The organism is Maribacter sp. R77961, assembly GCF_044594925.1.
In the GTDB taxonomy this organism is placed as follows: domain Bacteria; phylum Bacteroidota; class Bacteroidia; order Flavobacteriales; family Flavobacteriaceae; genus Maribacter.
Genome location: NZ_CP138991.1, coordinates 2,543,525 through 2,561,747, shown reverse-complemented (window position 1 = coordinate 2,561,747; position 18,223 = coordinate 2,543,525). Strand labels below are relative to the sequence as shown.

Annotated in this window: 14 protein-coding genes; 10 read left to right on the top strand and 4 right to left on the bottom strand. The window is 39.6% G+C overall.

The window, feature by feature from the left end:
* Positions 1 to 31: 31 nt before the first annotated feature.
* The 3 genes from SJY09_RS11045 to nirB all read right to left on the bottom strand — a co-directional run bounded on the left by SJY09_RS11045 (position 32) and on the right by nirB (position 3,610).
* Positions 32 to 622 carry a DUF4202 domain-containing protein gene (locus SJY09_RS11045; protein WP_396635777.1) on the bottom strand — a complete coding sequence of 197 codons (591 nt, stop codon included), beginning with the start codon at positions 620 to 622 and terminating at the stop codon, positions 32 to 34.
* Positions 623 to 643: 21 nt separating this feature from the next.
* Entirely contained in the window at positions 644 to 1,024 is a 381-nt protein-coding gene (nirD, locus tag SJY09_RS11040) for a nitrite reductase small subunit NirD (RefSeq protein WP_396635776.1), read from the bottom strand.
* Positions 1,025 to 1,105: 81 nt separating this feature from the next.
* Positions 1,106 to 3,610, bottom strand: coding sequence for a nitrite reductase large subunit NirB (nirB, locus tag SJY09_RS11035; protein ID WP_396635775.1), 2,505 nt, complete (start codon positions 3,608 to 3,610; stop codon positions 1,106 to 1,108).
* A gap of 124 nt (positions 3,611 to 3,734) precedes the next feature.
* On the opposite strand from nirB, the gene cobA reads away from it, so the two are divergent.
* The 9 genes from cobA (at position 3,735) to SJY09_RS10990 (ending at position 13,446) form a co-directional block, all read left to right on the top strand.
* The gene (gene cobA / locus SJY09_RS11030) at positions 3,735 to 4,508 is read left to right on the top strand and encodes a uroporphyrinogen-III C-methyltransferase (protein WP_396635774.1); all 774 of its coding nucleotides are present in this window, start codon (positions 3,735 to 3,737) and stop codon (positions 4,506 to 4,508) included.
* A gap of 243 nt (positions 4,509 to 4,751) precedes the next feature.
* The gene (locus tag SJY09_RS11025) at positions 4,752 to 6,140 is read left to right on the top strand and encodes a CmpA/NrtA family ABC transporter substrate-binding protein (RefSeq protein ID WP_396635773.1); all 1,389 of its coding nucleotides are present in this window, start codon (positions 4,752 to 4,754) and stop codon (positions 6,138 to 6,140) included.
* A gap of 33 nt (positions 6,141 to 6,173) precedes the next feature.
* Positions 6,174 to 7,274, top strand: coding sequence for an ABC transporter permease (locus SJY09_RS11020; RefSeq protein WP_396635772.1), 1,101 nt, complete (start codon positions 6,174 to 6,176; stop codon positions 7,272 to 7,274).
* 78 nt (positions 7,275 to 7,352) lie between these two features.
* Positions 7,353 to 8,192: an ABC transporter ATP-binding protein gene (locus tag SJY09_RS11015; RefSeq protein WP_396635771.1), complete on the top strand. Its 840-nt coding sequence runs from the start codon at positions 7,353 to 7,355 to the stop codon at positions 8,190 to 8,192.
* 14 nt (positions 8,193 to 8,206) lie between these two features.
* A complete protein-coding gene (locus SJY09_RS11010) occupies positions 8,207 to 9,028 on the top strand; it encodes an ABC transporter ATP-binding protein (RefSeq protein ID WP_396635770.1) in 822 nt (273 codons plus the stop codon).
* Positions 9,029 to 9,066: 38 nt separating this feature from the next.
* The gene (locus tag SJY09_RS11005) at positions 9,067 to 10,371 is read left to right on the top strand and encodes an alginate export family protein (RefSeq protein WP_396635769.1); all 1,305 of its coding nucleotides are present in this window, start codon (positions 9,067 to 9,069) and stop codon (positions 10,369 to 10,371) included.
* Positions 10,372 to 10,610: 239 nt separating this feature from the next.
* Positions 10,611 to 11,282 (top strand): response regulator, encoded by a 672-nt coding sequence (locus SJY09_RS11000; RefSeq protein ID WP_396638622.1) that lies wholly within the window; start codon positions 10,611 to 10,613, stop codon positions 11,280 to 11,282.
* Positions 11,283 to 11,501: 219 nt separating this feature from the next.
* Positions 11,502 to 12,089, top strand: coding sequence for a DUF6642 family protein (locus SJY09_RS10995; RefSeq protein ID WP_396635768.1), 588 nt, complete (start codon positions 11,502 to 11,504; stop codon positions 12,087 to 12,089).
* A 7-nt stretch (positions 12,090 to 12,096) separates the two neighbouring features.
* Positions 12,097 to 13,446, top strand: coding sequence for an alpha-amylase family glycosyl hydrolase (locus SJY09_RS10990; protein ID WP_396635767.1), 1,350 nt, complete (start codon positions 12,097 to 12,099; stop codon positions 13,444 to 13,446).
* Positions 13,447 to 13,586: 140 nt separating this feature from the next.
* Here the strand turns inward: SJY09_RS10990 and SJY09_RS10985 are convergent, their stop codons facing one another.
* Positions 13,587 to 14,234 (bottom strand): helix-hairpin-helix domain-containing protein, encoded by a 648-nt coding sequence (locus SJY09_RS10985; RefSeq protein ID WP_396635766.1) that lies wholly within the window; start codon positions 14,232 to 14,234, stop codon positions 13,587 to 13,589.
* Between the two features lie 328 nt (positions 14,235 to 14,562).
* Between SJY09_RS10985 and SJY09_RS10980 the strand changes: the two genes are divergently transcribed.
* Positions 14,563 to 18,090 carry a molybdopterin-dependent oxidoreductase gene (locus SJY09_RS10980; protein WP_396635765.1) on the top strand — a complete coding sequence of 1,176 codons (3,528 nt, stop codon included), beginning with the start codon at positions 14,563 to 14,565 and terminating at the stop codon, positions 18,088 to 18,090.
* The last annotated feature ends 133 nt before the right edge of the window (positions 18,091 to 18,223 follow it).

The following is an 18,223-nucleotide window of genomic DNA, read 5'->3' as shown; positions in this document are numbered from 1 at the left end:
GGTTTTATGTGCTTTTAACTAAGATAGTTGATCATGCGCTAATGGCCTTTGATATTAAATTTAGGGCATCATTGGATAAATATAACGCTAGGGCCGATTTATGACCTTTGTCAGACATTTTACGCCATGTTTTTTGAAGAATATCAATAGTTTTCTCTTCGGGGTGTTTTGCAGCAAAGGGCTCAAAGTAGTGCTCAAGAAATACCAAGCAGATAACGTCTTCTAGCGTTTGTGTTTCTTCGTTCTTTTTTAATTGCTTTTTTTCTAAGAGAAAGCTAACTTTTGAAATGATTTCTTCTGAATAACCAACTTCCGATAATACGGAAGCCGCTTTTTCTGAGTGGAATTTTTTTAAAGCTTGCCGCCAACGTAAGTAGCCTTCCCGATTCATGTCATAGGAATCTCTGGGAATTTCCCATCGGCATATATGCTGACACCGTGCGGTTAATTTTAAGGCTTCAGAAGCTTTAGGTGCAAAGCTGTTAAGTTGTTTGGTCATCCGTTGCGCGTATAAAACCTCTTTCGGATAGCTCTTTCCTTCAAAAACTTCTGTATTCGGATCCGCTTGATTCAAAGCGTCAAAACGCTCAAATGCCAATTGTAATTTATCTGAAGTGCTCATAGCATTGAAGTTTGTTCAAAGCTATTCAGAAAAGCCTACATACACAAAGTCATTTTCAATTTTAACGGGATAGGTCGCAATCGCATCTAAATCTCCATTCAAATGTTTTCCCGTTTTGAGTGAGAAGTTATTTTTATGCAGCGGACAAGCCACTTTAGCTTCCATGTTTTCATCGCCAATCATTCCCCGAGATAGTACCATTTCCATCTTATGCGGGCAAAGATTTTGGCAAGCGTACCACTTACCTTCACGTGTAAAATTAAAGATGGCGATTTGCAGGTTTTTGTATTTAATACAAGCCCCACCGTTTTTAGGAAACTTGGAAACGGGTGCCGCTTTGAACCAGGTTTTTACATCTCTTTCTTTTACCGTTTTATAGGTGTTTAAGTCTAATAATGTCATAAGTATTCTTTTATAGTTTTCGACTTTGTTAACGCTCGGTTGCCAAGGTCTTCAAGAATAGTTGGCTTAGCGGAGTCGAAGCTAAGCCCATTCTTTGGGCATTTTTTGTTCTCTCAGCGATACAAATTCAATGTTGTTGTCGGTTTCATCAGAGTTTACAAAATGGGTGTAACGTTCTCGTATTTCTGGAGTTTCAACCGCCTCTTTCCATTCACACTTATAACTATCTACTAAGGCTTGCATTTCCGCATCTAACTCGGCAACAATACCCAAGGAGTCATTGATAATTACATTTTGAAGATAGGTAATACCGCCCTCCAATTTTTCTAACCAAGGCGCTGTACGCTGTAATGGTAAGGCTGTTTTAATATAAAACATGATAAAACGATCCACTAATTGTATGGCAGTGGCTTTATCTACTTTTTCTGCCAGTAGTAATGCATGTTTTGGATTGGCTCCGCCATTACCGCCGACATAAACATTCCAGCCCCCTTCTACAGCAATAAAACCAAAATCCTTTCCTCTTGCCTCTGCACATTCGCGAATGCATCCTGAGACGCCTCCTTTAAATTTATGTGGAGATCGAATACCTTTATAACGGTTTTCTATCTCTACGGCAAAACTTACACTCTCATCCATGCCGTATCGGCACCATGTAGAGCCAACGCAGCTTTTTACCGTTCGTAATGATTTTCCATAAGCCTGCCCCGTTTCAAACCCTTCTTTAATAAGCTCTTCCCAAATCAGTGGAAGCTCATGTAGTTTTGCGCCGAACATATCAATACGCTGTCCGCCGGTTATTTTAGTGTACAAGTCATATTTTTGGGCAATTCTTCCCATGGCCATAAGCTGTTTGGGAGTAATTTCTCCACCCGCAACTCTTGGAACTACCGAGTAGGTGCCATTACGTTGAATATTGGCTAAAAACCTGTCGTTGGTATCCTGTATGGTATTTTGTTTGTTGGCAGTTTCATTATAAATACTGGCAAAAATAGCGGCTACAGCAGGTTTACAAACCTCGCAACCGTGCCCTTTGCCAACCGTGTCTAGCAATTCATCATAACTCTCAATTCCCCTTAGTTTTACGATATCAAAAAGCTCTTGACGGGAATACTCAAAGTGTTCACAAATTTGAACTTTCACCGTTTTCCCTAAAGTTTTTAGACTTTCAGTTATTAAGTCAACCACCATTGGCTTACAACCACCGCAGCCTGTTGCTGCTTTGGTAGCTTTGGCAACAGCCTTTAAATTTTCATTACCATCCTCTAAGACCGAGCAGCAAATGGCGCCTTTCGTAACTGCTTCGCAAGAACAAACTACCGCCGTATCAGGAAGGTCCATGGCACTGCCAAAAGAGGCATCACCGTCACCCTGACCTCCAATAATTAATACCTCTGGGTGTTCTGGTAAAGGCATTTCGTTTTGATACATTTGAAGTAACATATTATAATCATCCGCATCGCCTACCAGTATTCCTCCAAGTAATTTTTTACCATCATGGGTAACATTAATCCGCTTGTATAAGCTTTCGGTTTTATTTTCGAATATGATAGAATGTCCCTTATCTGCGGGCATAAATGGCGTGCCGAAACTGGCCACATCAACCCCTATCAGTTTTAATTTGGTAGACATGTCTATTTCCGCTGCCATCACCATATCTTCTTTACCGAGAATTTGGTCTACAGCCACTTGTGCCATTTCGTAGCCGGGTGCTACAAGGCCGTATATCATTTGATTGTATAACGCAACCTCGCCAATGGCTAAAATGTTTGGGTCAGAAGTTTCCATTTTGTTATTAACTACAATTCCGCCTCTGGTTCCCATTGCTAAACCTGCACTTTTTCCAAGTTCATCTCTTGGGCGAATTCCAGCAGAAATCACCAACATATCAACATCCAAAGAATCATCTTCTCCAAATTCCATCCCTGTAATTTTTTCATCCCCCAGAATTTGATTGGTAGCCTTGCTTAGGTGTATGCGAATACCCATGGATTCTAACTTTACTTGCAATACCTTACTGCTTCTACTATCTAACTGACGTGGCATTAGTTTAGGTGCAAATTCTACCACATGGGGTTCAAGACCCATGTCCATTACTGCTTTTGCTGCTTCTAAACCCAAAAGACCGCCGCCAAGAATTGCTGCTTTTCCGTCTTTTACGGTATCAGCATAGGCTAAAGTGTCTTCTAAATCCTCAATTGTACGGTAAACAAAAACACCTTTTTTTTCTACCCCACGTATAGGCGGTACAAAAGGAACAGAGCCTGTTGCCAATACCAAGTGGTCGTAAGTAAAGGTGGTGTCAGTAGACGTGCTTACTGTTTTGGCTGTTTTATTTATTTCGGAAATGCGTACACTGGTATGGAGTTCAATACCATTTTCTTCATACCAACTTCTTGGAGCTAGGCTTAAGCGTTCAGCATCCCCATCCTCAAAGAACTCACTCAAATGCACACGGTCATAAGCAACCCTAGGTTCTTCTCCAAAAACAACCAGTTTGTATGTTGAGCTATCGGCTTGCGCTACAAATTTCTCACAGAATTTATAACCAACCATTCCGTTTCCTACAACTATTATAGTTTTCATATGCTTCGATTTAAAACTAAAGCACAATATTACGTATTAATACGTATTTTTTATATGTTTATTTGAAAATAAATACGTACTCTTGTTGTGAATTTGATAATATGTCCTATAAAACAGCAATAATATGAAGCAAGATGTGATGCCGAAAGTTAGTTTAATCGGAGCAGGGCCAGGAAGTAAAGACCTTATAACAGTAAGGGGTTTGGGAGTTTTGAAAACAGCAGATGTTATTTTGTACGATGCTTTGGTAAGTGAGGAGTTGCTAGCGGAAGTATCGCCCACTATTCCAAAAATATACGTAGGAAAACGGTGTAGTCAACATTCTTTCACGCAAGATGATATTAATATATTGATAGTAGAAAATGCATATAGATACGGACACGTAGTACGCCTAAAAGGAGGCGACCCGTTTGTCTTCGGAAGAGCGCATGAAGAAATCGAATATGTGGAATCTTTCGGAATTCCTGTTACTGTAGTTCCGGGAATTTCAAGTGCGTTGGCAGTACCGTCGAGTCAAGGTATTCCTATGACACGAAGAGGTGTAAGCAGTAGTTTTTGGGTGATGACCGCGACTAAACGAGATGGTTCTTTTTCTGATGATTTAAAATATGCTTCCCAATCATCAACTACTATGGTTATCTTAATGGGAGTTAGAAAATTAGAGGCAATTGTCCAGGAGGTAAGTAAATATAGGGGTTCCTATACGCCTATTGCGCTTATTCAAAATGGCACTAAGAAAAATGAATCTTGCACTATTTCTACCCTGCAGGGAATGCAGGAGGCAAGTTTGGATATCGATAAAACAAAACCTGGAATCATTGTTATTGGTAACGTTGTAGCGGAACACCCTTCCTTTTTTGAAGAGGAAGTGCAACGCGTACTTCATTCTGCATTATAGGCATACCTTAATGTATAGGATGCTTTTTTTAGTAAATGACCTATTTGTATTTCCTAAAAAAATCTGAATTTCTCAGTTTCCCGCTGCTTTTTTTTGTAATTCTCAATTTTTGAAGAGTTGTTTACTTCATCCTCATAAAAATACGTATCAAAAGACATTTTATATTTTATATATACGTATTAATACTTAGTAATACGTATTTTTGACCCATCAAGAGATTGTATAACCAAAAACCTAGTTAATATGAAATCAATTTTTACCAAAGCCTCACTCTTTGTATCAGCAACTTTTTTGTTGGTTGCTTGTGGCGGGAAGGATGCTAAAAAAGCGACAACGGAAACTGCAGCGGAACAAGTCGCTTCCAAAACCAAACAACTGGATATTGAAAAAAGACAACTCACCTTTGGGTTTATAAAACTGACCGATATGGCTCCGTTAGCCATAGCAAAGGAAAAAGGCTTTTTTGAAGATGAGGGCTTATTTGTTTCAGTAGAGGCACAATCGAATTGGAAAAATGTATTAGACCGTGTAATTGATGGTCAGTTAGATGGTTCTCATATGTTGGCAGGGCAGCCTATTGCTGCAGGTGCGGGTTTTGGGCGTCAAGCGCAATTGGTAACACCTTTTTCAATGGATTTAAATGGAAACGGAATCACGGTATCCAACGATGTTTGGTCTAAAATGAAACCTAATGTTCCTGCAGATGCTGCTGGTAAACCTATACACCCTATTAAGGCGGATGCTTTAAAACCTGTGATTACGGAATATAAGAATAGTGGTAAGCCTTTTAAAATGGGAATGGTATTTCCTGTTTCTACACATAATTATGAAATACGCTATTGGCTAGCTGCCGCAGGTATACACCCAGGTATGTACACGGCAGATAATGTACAGGGACAGATTGATGCAGAAGTATTACTGTCTGTTACGCCACCGCCACAAATGCCAGCTACCTTAGAATCTGGAACAATATATGGTTACTGTGTAGGTGAACCTTGGAATCAACAAGCCGTTTTTAAAGGTATTGGAGTACCAGTAACGACTAACTATGACATCTGGAAAAACAATCCTGAAAAGGTTTTTGTAATGACCAAGAAGTTTGTAGATGATAATCCGAATACAGCAATTGCAGTTACAAAAGCATTAATCCGCGCAGGAAAATGGTTAGATGAACCTACCAATAGAGCAGAAGCTGTAAAAATTCTTTCCATGTCTCAGTATGTTGGAGCTCCAGAAGAAGTGTTAGCCAATTCTATGACGGGTACGTTCGAATTCGAAAAAGGTGACAAACGTGAAATGCCTGATTTCAATGTATTCTATAAGTACAATGCTACATATCCATTCTACTCTGATGGTATTTGGTTCCTAACACAAATGCGTAGATGGGGGCAAATTCCTGAAACAAAAACGGCGGACTGGTATGGTGAAACTATCAAAGACATTTACCGACCAGATATCTGGAAAAAGGCTGCAGATTTATTGGTTGCTGAGGGGCAAATCCCTGCTACTGATATTCCGGCTACAGATGGCTATAAGCCAGCAACAACAGACTTTATAGATGGTACATCCTACGATGCCAAAGACCCTATAGGGTACATCAATAGTTTCGCTATCGGAAATAAAGATAAATAAGAAGTTCTACTAATCGAAGCAAAGCAAAGTAGCATGGAACAAGAAATCACATTAAAAAAAGAAGGACAGGGGCTAGCGTTTTTAAAACCGATAGTTGTCAAGTTAACTCCTAAATTTCAGAAAGGAGATATTTTGAAATCTTTGAAGAAAGCAGGTATAACACTACTATCCATTGCTTTATTCTTAGGATTATGGCATTTGGGTTCAAAAGCACTGTACAACAAAGAGGCTAATTATAAGATTGAAAAGGCACTTGCGGAACAGGGGCAGGCCGCTGCCGATGCAGAACGGGCTTGTATTGCCTCTGGAGAGAGTGGTTGTCAGCCGAATACATTGCCTTCTCCTACACAAGTATGGGCTTCATTACAGTCTTTAATTGCAGATCATAAGGTCATTACTGCGGATAAAGCGGCGTTTGTAGAAAAAATGGCCGTTATGAATGCAAAACTAGAAGCGCAGGGTAAGGATGCTATAGTTTATACGGGGCGTGCCTCTTTTGTGGATATTGTTTTAACCAGTATCAAAACCGTATTCGCAGGATTTTTATTGGCGCTTTTAATCGCCGTTCCTATAGGAATAGTAATTGGTTTGAGTCCGTCATTACGAAGTGCATTTAACTGGTTCATTCAAGTATTTAAACCCGTATCTCCTGTGGTTTGGTACCTCTTAGTTTTTATGATTGTAAAGACCTTATATATTGGCGATAGTTCCGATAATGCTTTTGTAATTTCTTTTATCAGTGTGGGCTTGTGTGCAATGTGGGCCACATTAGTAAATACTGCTATGGGCGTTTCTTCCGTAGACAAAGATTATATCAATGTAGCTAAGGTTTTAAAATTAGGAACCTTTCAAAAAGTATTTAAGGTGATTTTACCATCCTCTTTACCACTCATATTTACCGGATTGCGTATTACCCTTTCCGTAGCTTGGATGGTATTGATAGCGATTGAATTATTGGCACAAAGTCAAGGGCTGGGTCTCTTTGTGTGGGAGGAATTTCAAAACGGTGCAAACGACTCGAATGCGAAAATAATCGTAGCGATGTTCATTATAGGAATCATTGGTTTCCTTCTAGATAGATTAATGCTAACTGTACAGAATGCGGTTTCTTTTAATAAGAATGAGGGCGTGTAGAAGTACGAAGTATAAAGGAAAAAAGTGTTTGGTTCAGTTTTGCGGAGCTAACCATCAACCATAAACTAATAACGAAAAATGGCATACTTAGAACTAAATAATATTTATAAAAAATACGGAGAAGGGGAAGCTGCCACGGAAGTACTTTCAAACATTAACCTTTCTATTGAAGAAGGAGAATTTGTTGCTATTGTTGGCTTTACGGGAAGTGGAAAAACAACTTTGGTGAATTTAATAAACGGACTCCTGAAACCAACAAGTGGAGAGGTCTTGTTTAAAGGTAAACCAGTTGTGGATACCAGCCATGAGCGCGGCGTCATTTTTCAAAATTATTCGTTGTTGCCATGGTTAACCGTAGGTCAGAATGTTTATATGGCTGTTAAGGAAGCTTTTCCAAACGAGAATAAAGCAACCTTGAAAAAACGGGTAAGTGATTATGTGGATATGGTAAGCTTAACGCCTGCAATCAATAAAAGACCTAAAGAATTGTCCGGTGGTATGCGTCAGCGTGTTGCTGTTGCGAGAGCCTTGGCGATGAACCCGGAGATGATTATTATGGACGAGCCTCTAGGTGCATTGGATGCCCTTACACGTGGAAACCTGCAAGACGAAATTCTAAATATTTGGAGTAATGATAAGCGCACTGCTTTATTAATTACCAATGATGTAGACGAGGCAATTTATATGGCAGATAGAGTAATTCCTCTAAAGCCTGGTCCGAATGCCACTTTAGGTCCGGAGTTTAATATTGCTATTGATCGTCCGAGAGATAAAACGGCCCTTAATGATAATCCCAGTTATAAAAAAACCCGAAACGCCATTATTGAATACCTGATGGATATCGGTGCGGAAAGAAAATCTGTCTCTAATGAAGAATATGTGCTGCCAGAGATAGCACCAAAGAGTTTTGTAGCCTAATAAAAAAAGAAACCATGAGCGCAGCAACCATAACAAAAGCAACAACAGAGAACGGAATCGTATTTCCTTCAAAGGTAATGTTAGACTTATCTAAATTGAAGAAAGTCTATCCCACGCCAAAAGGAGATTATGTGGTGTTGGAAGATTTGAACCTTCAGATTATGAAAGAAGAATTTGTGACCATTATTGGGCACTCGGGCTGTGGCAAGACTACCATGCTTTCTATGATAGCTGGTTTAAATCCTATTTCTGGGGGTAATATAGCGGTCTTGGGAAACCCGGTAAAAGGCCCTGGGCCAGATCGGGGAGTAATTTTCCAATCACCTAGTTTAATGCCTTGGATGACGGCTTTGGAAAATGTGCTTTTGGGCGTAAATCAAGTCTTTCCGCATGCTACGAAAGCACAACGAAAAGATATTGCAAAATACTATTTACATAAAGTAGGCTTGGATGGTGCCTTTGACAAAAAAGCTATCGAATTATCACAGGGGATGCAACAACGGGTAGGAATTGCTCGAGCCTTTGCGATTAAACCCAAGGTGCTTTTGCTAGATGAACCTTTTGGAATGTTAGATTCTTTAACGCGGGGAGAACTTCAGGACATTCTAATCGAAATCTGGAACAAAGAAAAAATTACAGCGGTAATGATTACCCACGATGTTGATGAAGCTATTTTCTTGGCAGACCGTGTGGTGATGATGACCAGTGGACCAAGGGCAAAAATCGGTGATATCCTGGACATCGAATTTGAACGACCACGGACCCGAAAATCAGTATTGGAACATGACGATTATTATACCTATAGAAAACATCTGATTGATTTCCTAGAACATTAAAAACCAAATTTAAGTACACAACCCTTTTAAAAACTAAGATGATGAAAAAACAACAACTCGTAGTTGTCCTGGCTTTGCTATGCACTACACTCACCTTCGCTCAATTTACATTAGATGGTCAATTTAGACCAAGAACCGAATACCGTAACGGATTTCAAACCTTAATTCCTGATGCAGCGGATGCCGGTTTTGCCATCAACACACGATCTCGATTAAACGCTGGCTTTACAGCAGATGCCTTTAAAGTCTATATTAGTCTTCAAGATGTATCGGTATGGGGCGAAAATCCACAAATTATTCCGGTAGATGATAATAACTCTTTTGCGCTATTTGAAGCATGGGCTTCTCTGAAGTTAAGTGAAAAGTGGTCTACAAAATTGGGTAGGCAAGTAATCTCATACGATGACCAACGTTTCTTTGGTGGTTTAGATTGGGCACAACAAGGGCGTAACCATGATTTAGCACTCTTGCAATACAAGGGCGGTAAATTTGTTATGGATGTAGGTCTGGCCTTTAATCAGGATTTGGACGGTAATGGTGGTCCTCTTTTTGGATTTCAAAATGAAGGAACCGTATATCCTGCAAATAACCCATTCCAGTATAAAACAATGCAGTACATCTATGCCAAGCAGCAATGGGAAGGCTTTTCTGCTAGTCTTTTAGCGGTTAACTATGCACACCAGAATTTTGATGACGATGGTGATGCAGATGGTGTCAATAGTCTTATTACCCTAGGAACGCATTTAAATTATAAGAAGGGAAATTTTGGTGCTGCGGCGAACGCATTTATTCAAAGTGGAGAATTCTTCAATGGTGCAACTGAGGTTAAGGGAGCCTATTTATTAGGACTTGATTTAAGTTATAAAGCGACAAGTAAAGTAGGTCTTGGATTAGGTGTTGAAATCATTAGTGGTAATGATGTTAGTACTACAGATAGAACGGAGGCTTTTTTACCTACGTTTGGTACCAATCATAAGTTTAATGGTTTTATGGATTACTTTTATGTAGGTAACCATGTAAATACCATTGGTTTGGTAGACGTGCATGCCAGCGCTAATTTTAAATTAGGGGAAAAAGCTAGTCTCTTGACTAAAGTGTTGAACTTCTCTGGTGACCAAGAGTTACCTAGTGGTGAAAAATCTTTAGGTACGGAAATAGATTTGGTATACACACAAAAGTTTAATGGATATGCTTTAAAAATTGGTTACTCGCACTTATTTCCATCCGATGGCATGTATGAGTTAAAGGGAGTTGCAGAGGCAGATGCTGCAAGTTCTCAAAATTGGGCTTGGGCTATGTTGATATTAAAACCAAAGTTTTTGAATACAACACCTAAAGAATAAAAAAATAGTACCGCTTTGCTTCGAATGGCTATCATGACCCCTTTAGGTTGTGGTGGCTTTTGAGGTTTAAATTTTCAAGGATTGGTGTAGCGTTAAAATTCAAATAAGAACAATAGTTAATTTTTTTATTTTTTACCATCAACATCAACCATCAACCATCAACCATCAACCATCAACCATCAATTTTTAACTTGACACTTCGTCCTTACTAACCTATATTTGTTCGTATAATTAGGTATATTTTGAACCAGATTAAAATAGTTTTAGTAGATGACCATTCTTTGGTACGCGATGGTATCCGTGCCCTATTGGAAAGTGAAGAAGATTTGAATGTTATCGGAGAAGGCGCGGATGGTACGGAGGCATTGACCTTGGTTAAAGAGACAAATCCGGATGTTCTGATTATTGATATTCGTATGCCCAAAATGACCGGTATTGAGGTGGTTCAAGAACTAAGCGCTTCCGATTCCAATACCAAGTGCATTATACTTTCAATGCACGATTCTGAAGAATATATTCTTCAATCGGTATCGGCTGGTGCCAAGGGCTATTTGCTCAAAGATACGGGGAAAACGGAATTCATAAAGGCTATTCATGCGGTACAGGGCGGGGACAAATACTATAGTGGTGATATCTCCAATGTGCTGGTGAACCATTTATTGAACCCAACTACCACCACCTTGGAAAACCCGAAGTCGGATACCCGCACCAACAAACCCTTTGACCTCACCAATAAAGAAATTCAGGTGTTGGAATTGGTCTTATCCGGACTCACCAATCAACAGATTTCTGAAAAACTTCAGAACAGTAAACGTACCGTAGAAACCCACCGCTTTAATCTCATGCGCAAAATGGAAGTTAAAAACCTGATGGATCTCTCCAAAAAGGCTCAGGAGTTTGGTTTGATATAAAGAAAATAGGCTCTGTTAATTATCTAGATTAGATTCATTTTGGGATTCGAAAAAATAAATGAACCTCTTAAAAAGTGTAGGGGTTTTAAATCTAGATCAGTATATAAACTGCACCCGCACATGATGTAAAACGTAATTAAATCATAAAAGCCACTAGTTTATTCTTAAAAGGTTTCCTGATTTATTTGTGCAGTTGTTAAAGGTAGAATTTTGTGAGCTATGGATAAACTAAAATTGGTTGAAACGGAGATGGAAAAGTTTATTTTCTGTCTTGAAGCCATTCCAGATATAGACGATGCCACCACCACAGCTGTGGTAAAAACCTTGGAAGATATAGCCCTAAAACAAAATATCGCTAGTATTTATAAGGCCTGTGATACTATTGAAGGTTTAGAAGAGAGTGTAAATACCTTGTTGTATGATGATCACCATTTCAAGGATTATGAGATTATTTATCTGGTTGTACCGGGAGAACCAAATAGCATTCTGCTCAACAACTATTACTATATTATTGAGGAGGTAGCAGAACTCTTTGAGGGGAAAATGCAGGGTAAATTAATTCATATTGCAAATCAGAAAATTTTAGATTTAACTGATGAAGAATCGCAGTATTTTTTAGATGTTACCGGAGCCAGAGCTATTTCGGGTTACGGTGCCGCCTTAGGCGAAATCGCCAGCGCAACTACCTTGGACAGGGTCTTTTTTGGTTTGTACCAAGAGAATGATGATTTTAAAGAAGTTGTAGAGCTGCTATTTCAAAAACATTTTAATCTTTGTAAATTACTGGACTTTAGATTGTATTACTAATCCCCCAATGCAAAACCAAATTTTTTATCATATCTATCCTTTGGGCCTTGTTGGTGCTGCAAAGGAAAATGATTTTGAATCCGCTCCTACTAAAAAACTAAAAAAGTTATTACCATGGTTAGAACATCTCGTAGTCTTGGGCTGCACGGCACTTTATTTGGGTCCTGTTTTTGAATCTACCTCACATGGCTACGATACGGCAGACTATCTTCAGGTAGACCGGCGTTTGGGAACGAATACCCAGCTAAAACAATTAGTAATCAAAGCACATGATTTGGGTATTAAGGTGTTATTTGATGGCGTGTTTAATCATGTGGGACGCGATTTTTGGGCCTTTAAAGACCTTCAAGAAAAGGGCAAGGATTCCAAATACAGAGACTGGTTTTCTAATCTAGATTTTTCCAAAAATGGTAAACATGGTGATGGTTTCACCTATGATGGTTGGCATGGGCATTACCAATTGGTGGAATTCAACCTAAAAAATAAAGAGGTACAGGCACATCTATTTTCTGTTGTAGCAACTTGGATAGACCAGTACCAAATAGACGGATTGCGTTTGGATGCCGCAGATGTGATCGATTTGGTTTTTTTGAAGGAGCTGACTACTTTTTGTAAAACCAAAAAGTCTGATTTCTGGTTGTTGGGCGAAGTCGTGTTCGGGGATTATAGGGAATGGGCCACGCAAGGTATGCTGGACTGTGTAACCAACTACGAGTACCATGCCCCTCTGAATGATAGCTTTAATCAGCGTGATTTTGGTCATATCGCCGGCATACTAAAACGCCAATTCGGTACCAAAGGAATTTACAGAGACATTACAATGTATTCCTTTGTGGATAATCATGATGTAGGTCGCGCCGCAAGTGCCTTAGCGGAACCAGGGCATCTTTTTCCGTTATACCTGTTGTTGTTTACGCTGCCCGGAATTCCAGCGATTTATAATGGGAGCGAATGGGGTTTTGAGGGCAAAATAACGAATGGGAAACATGATGCATTGCGCCCTGAAATTAATCTTCAAAATTTTGATGAACAAGCAAAGCACCCATTGCTTTTAGATGCTATAAAACAATTTACAGCAATGCGTAAAGCCAAGGTTTGTTTGCAAAAAGGGGCGTATCAAGAGCTGCTGGTGTGTAAGGAACAGTTTGTATTTATGCGCGCTATGAATGATGATTTTGTGATATGTGTCATCAATGCCTCAAGACATGCTGTAATGCTTAAAATTCCCATACAGGATTATACCGCTAGCCATTACATAGATATTTTGAACAAAGAATATACTTGCCAGGTTAAAGAGGGTTTTCTTTATTTAGAAGTTCCTTCTTGGTGGGGTAGGGTCTTAGCTCCCTTGACATAACAATCATGTATATGTTTTAGAGATTGCATTATAAGCCTTAATTTATTGGTGCTGATAAAGGGCATAACACCTCGCTGTAGATTTCTTGAAACAAAAAACCTCAAGTATTCACTTGAGGTTTTTGCGTTGTAAGAGAAAGCTTATTTCCCTCCATTTAATTTATCCTGTAGTTTCTTTAATTGATCCCATTTGCCTGCATCGGCCAACTTAGCCTGTTTGGGCCAAGAACCAGGTTTATGCATTCTGTAACGTGGACCGGCTTCCAGAAGAATATCTTCAAGGGTTTTAACAGAAGAAGCCCCTAATTTTTTAAACGTGCCAATACCTTTTCCGGTTAGGATAGTGGCAATCTTAGGACCTATTCCTTCAATCTTCTTCAGGTCGTCCTTTTTTGTTTTTTTTACTGCTTTTGCCACAGTTTTCTTTGCTGGCTTTGTGGGAGCTTTTTTTACCGTTTTCTTTTTGGCCTTCACTGCGGTTAAATCAACCACACTATTATCTATTCCTTCATATGGAGAAGGCACATAAGCATCTGCGGCATGGTCGTTAAACCAACCTTTATCTTCACTTAGGTACCGGAACTCGTAGCGTTTTCCATTTTCTAATTTTACACTTTTGGTGTATGACGCACCTTCTTTTTTCATTTGGCAGTCACTATCGTTTGTTTGCCAATTGTTGAAATCTCCCAAGAGCAAAACGTTTGCTGTGCTGGGGGCTTCATTTTTCTTAATCGTAAAGGTTACTAGAGTGTATGAGCCTTTATCTTTCGACTGTTTTTTTAATCCCATATTATAGCTATAATTAACTGGTTAGAAATGATATACAAAAATAGTATGGTAATTGTTCATTTGCAAGGGGTTCTTCTGATCAAGAGAAAACTTGATTCATCATGAACAAGTATATTTTTTTTTGTCTAATGACCCACTAGGGTTGGATTTACTAGGTCTGTGCACAGGTAGAGATTAAATTTTGACTCGATTAAGCGTGAGGAAAGTGAAGTAGGGCGTCTTGATTTATCATTAATCCGCAAAAAATTACCGAAACTATTATCATATTATGGCTACGTATATATACGTAATTTTCTAATTTGCATACTGCTATTGAAGAGTTATGGGTATGCGGAAAAAGAAAATAGAGAAAACAATTTGTTCCTACTGTGGTGTAGGTTGTGGTATTGACGTAACGGTAGATGCCAAGGGGGTCATTTCGGTAGAAGGCGACCCGGACTACCCTTCGAATAAGGGTATGCTATGCTCCAAAGGTAGAAACTTGAACTACGTAGCACAGGATACCACTGATCGTATACTACATCCAGAAATGCGCTGGAGCAGAAACCATCCTCTGCAAAAAGTTTCTTGGGATACCGCTTTTGAACGTGCGGCTGCTGTCTTTAAGAGTATTATAGCCAAGCACGGGCCAGATAGTGTAGGTTTTTATGTTTCCGGACAATGCCTTACCGAGGAGTATTATCTTGCCAACAAAATTATTAAAGGTTTTATAGGCAGTAATAATATCGACACCAACTCCCGTTTGTGTATGAGTTCAGCGGTGGTGGGGTATAAAAAAACAGTAGGGGAGGACTCCGTTCCTATTTCCTATGCGGATATAGAACTGGCAGATACATTTTTGATTGCAGGGGCCAACCCTGCTTGGTGTCATCCAATCTTATATCGACGTTTGGAACAGCACAAAGCAGAACATTCAGAAGTAAAAGTTATTGTAGTAGACCCCCGAAAAACGCAAACAGCCGCTGCGGCAGATTTACATTTGCAAATACTTCCCGGTACAGATGTTATTCTTTTTAACGCCATTGCCCGATGGCTCATAGAAAAACGAAAAATAGACAAGTCTTTCATAAAAAAGCATACCGTAAATTTTGAAGCGGTAAAAGACATGGCCTTTTCACTTTCCATACGGCAAGCGGCAGAAAAGTGCGGTATTACCGCTTCGGAAATTCGAAAAGCTGCACAGTATATTGGTGAGGCAAGTAAGTTTTTGAGCATGTGGACCATGGGGCTTAACCAAAGTGTTATTGGGGTGCCTAAAAACGTATCGCTGTTAAACTTATCCTTACTAACAGGGCAGATTGGAAAGCCGGGCTGTGGTCCGTTTTCATTAACAGGGCAACCCAATGCTATGGGCGGTCGGGAAGTAGGGGGCATGGCCAATTTGTTGGCAGCACATAAAGATTTAGGGAATCCTATCCATAGAAAAGAGGTGTCCGATTTTTGGGGAGGAAAAGAAATAAAAGCGGAACCAGGCTATACGGCTACCGAAATGTTCGATGCCTTGGAAAGTGGAAAACTAAAAGCCATTTGGATTATTTGCACAAATCCTGTGGTAAGTATGCCCAACGCGCACAAAGTAGAACGCGCATTAAAAAATGCTGCTTTTGTAGTAGTGCAAGACATATCGTATAAATCGGAAACCACGAAATATGCCGACCTTCTTTTGCCCGCTGCGGGATGGTTAGAAAAGGAGGGGACCATGACGAATTCAGAAAGGCGTATCAGTTATTTACCCAAAGTTATAGATCCACCAGCAGAAGCCCTTCCCGATGTAGAAATCTTATGGCGTTTTGCGCAAGCTATGGGTTTTAAAGGTTTTGATTATACCAGTGCAAGAGAGGTATATGACGAGCATTGTCTATTGACCAAAGGCACCAATATTGATATTTCAGGGCTTAGTTATAAGCGCCTACAAAAGGAAGGTAGTTTCCAATGGCCGGTGCCGCATAACACACATCCCGGAACACCGCGCTTATTTACTGATTTTGAATTTCATACCAATGATAAGAAGGCGCACTTTAATGCCCCGCAAAGTCTCTACAATAAATCAGAGGAAACTAGTGTAGACTTCCCCTTGATATTAAATACAGGAAGGGTGCGCGATCAATGGCATACCCGGACCAAAACAGGAAAGGTAAAACGTTTGCTTACCCATATACCCCAACCCTACTTGGAGATGAATACCGTAGATGCCTATTTGCGTAAACTTAAGGAAGGCGATATAGCTGTTATTAAAAGTCGCAGGGGTAAGGTACAGGTGAAGGTAAAAGTTAATAATGACATTAGAGAAGGTGTGGTATTCTTACCAATGCATTGGGGTAAGGTGTTGAACAACGATTTTGGTAGGGCTAACAATATTACCAATGATTTGGTAGATCCAGTTTCAAAAGAACCCGATTTTAAGTATTGTGCCGTGGAAGTGCAAAAGTTTAAAAAAGAGGAACAAAAAATAGTAGTTATTGGTGCAGGAGCCGCAGCTTATCGCTTTATACAATCGTATCGAGAAAAGAATTCTAAAGACGAACTACATGTTTTTTCTATGGAGAAAGACCCTTTTTACAACAGGGTGCTACTACCAGAATATGTAAGTGATGAGCTTTCTTGGGAGGCCTTGGAAAAATTAAAAAATGGAGAATTACAAAAATTGAACGTACAGCTTCACCCTGGAATAGGCATCACAAACATAGACGAGATTTTAAAAAGCATTACAGCTACTGATGGAACCGAACATGCTTATGATTTGTTGGTTATGGCTACAGGTAGTCGTGCTTTTGTACCTAGTGATGTAAAAATGGATGTTCCGGGACGTTTTACAATGCGCGAACGTGGTGATGCCGATAGGCTAAAGCACTACCTAAAAAAAACCAACCTACCAGCAGAAGAACAACATGTGGTTATCGTTGGTGGAGGTCTTTTGGGTCTTGAACTTGCCGCAGCTTTAAAAAAGATTCATGTAAATATCAGCATTATACAGCGCGCTCCGCGTTTAATGGAGCGGCAACTGGATCGTGTTGCTAGCCGACTCTTAGCCGAGGATGTTCTTGAAAGAGGTATTCAAATCTATTTTGACAATGAAGTAAGTACTGTGTTTGAAGAAAAAGAAACGCCTAATTCCTTATTGGTTAATTTAAAAACAGGGAGAACCATACAATGTAATGCCATTGTCTATGCTATAGGTACCCGACCTAATATAGAATTGGCAAAACGAGCAAATTTGGAAACACGCCGCGGCGTACAGGTCAATTCCTATTTGCAGACCAGTAACCCTTCTATTTTTGCTTTAGGGGAAATTGCAGAATATAATAATGCGCTGTTTGGCATAACATCCGCAGCTGAGCAGCAGGCAGATATAGCCGCTAATTATATACTAGGAGATTTCAGCAGTCTTTATAAAGGTTCTGTTTTGATGAATATTCTCAAGTTTGAAAACCTAGATTTATGTAGCATAGGAATGGTGAACGCTCCTAAAGATGATAATAGTTACGAGGAGATTATACTGATGGATGTGAGCCAACGCTTCTACAAAAAGTGCATTGTTAAGGACGATACCCTAAAGGGCGCCATTTTAATGGGTGACAAAAATGAGTTTGCCGAATTTAAGCGATTGATTGAAGAAGAAATTGAACTTTCTGAAAAACGTAATGAACTGCTTAGGGGTGCTTCCAATACCGTTCCGTTGAAAGGTAAGTTGGTTTGTTCTTGCAGTCAAGTAGGGGAAGGAAATGTTTTGGACGCCATTGCCAACGGCTGTTCGGATTTTAATACCCTATGTGCAGAGACAGGAGCAGGTTTAGGTTGCGGTAGCTGTAAACCAGAAATAAAAGTTTTATTGGATGGGCAATTGCAGTTAAATTAAAATAAGAGATAGTAGTTAAGAATTGGTGCGTAGAAAAGAAGATAGCGAACATAAAACGTATAGGTGTTTGCGGTGATCTAAGGAGAAGTAGGATGTGCCCACTAATAAAAATTTTAATCAACAAGCAGCGAAG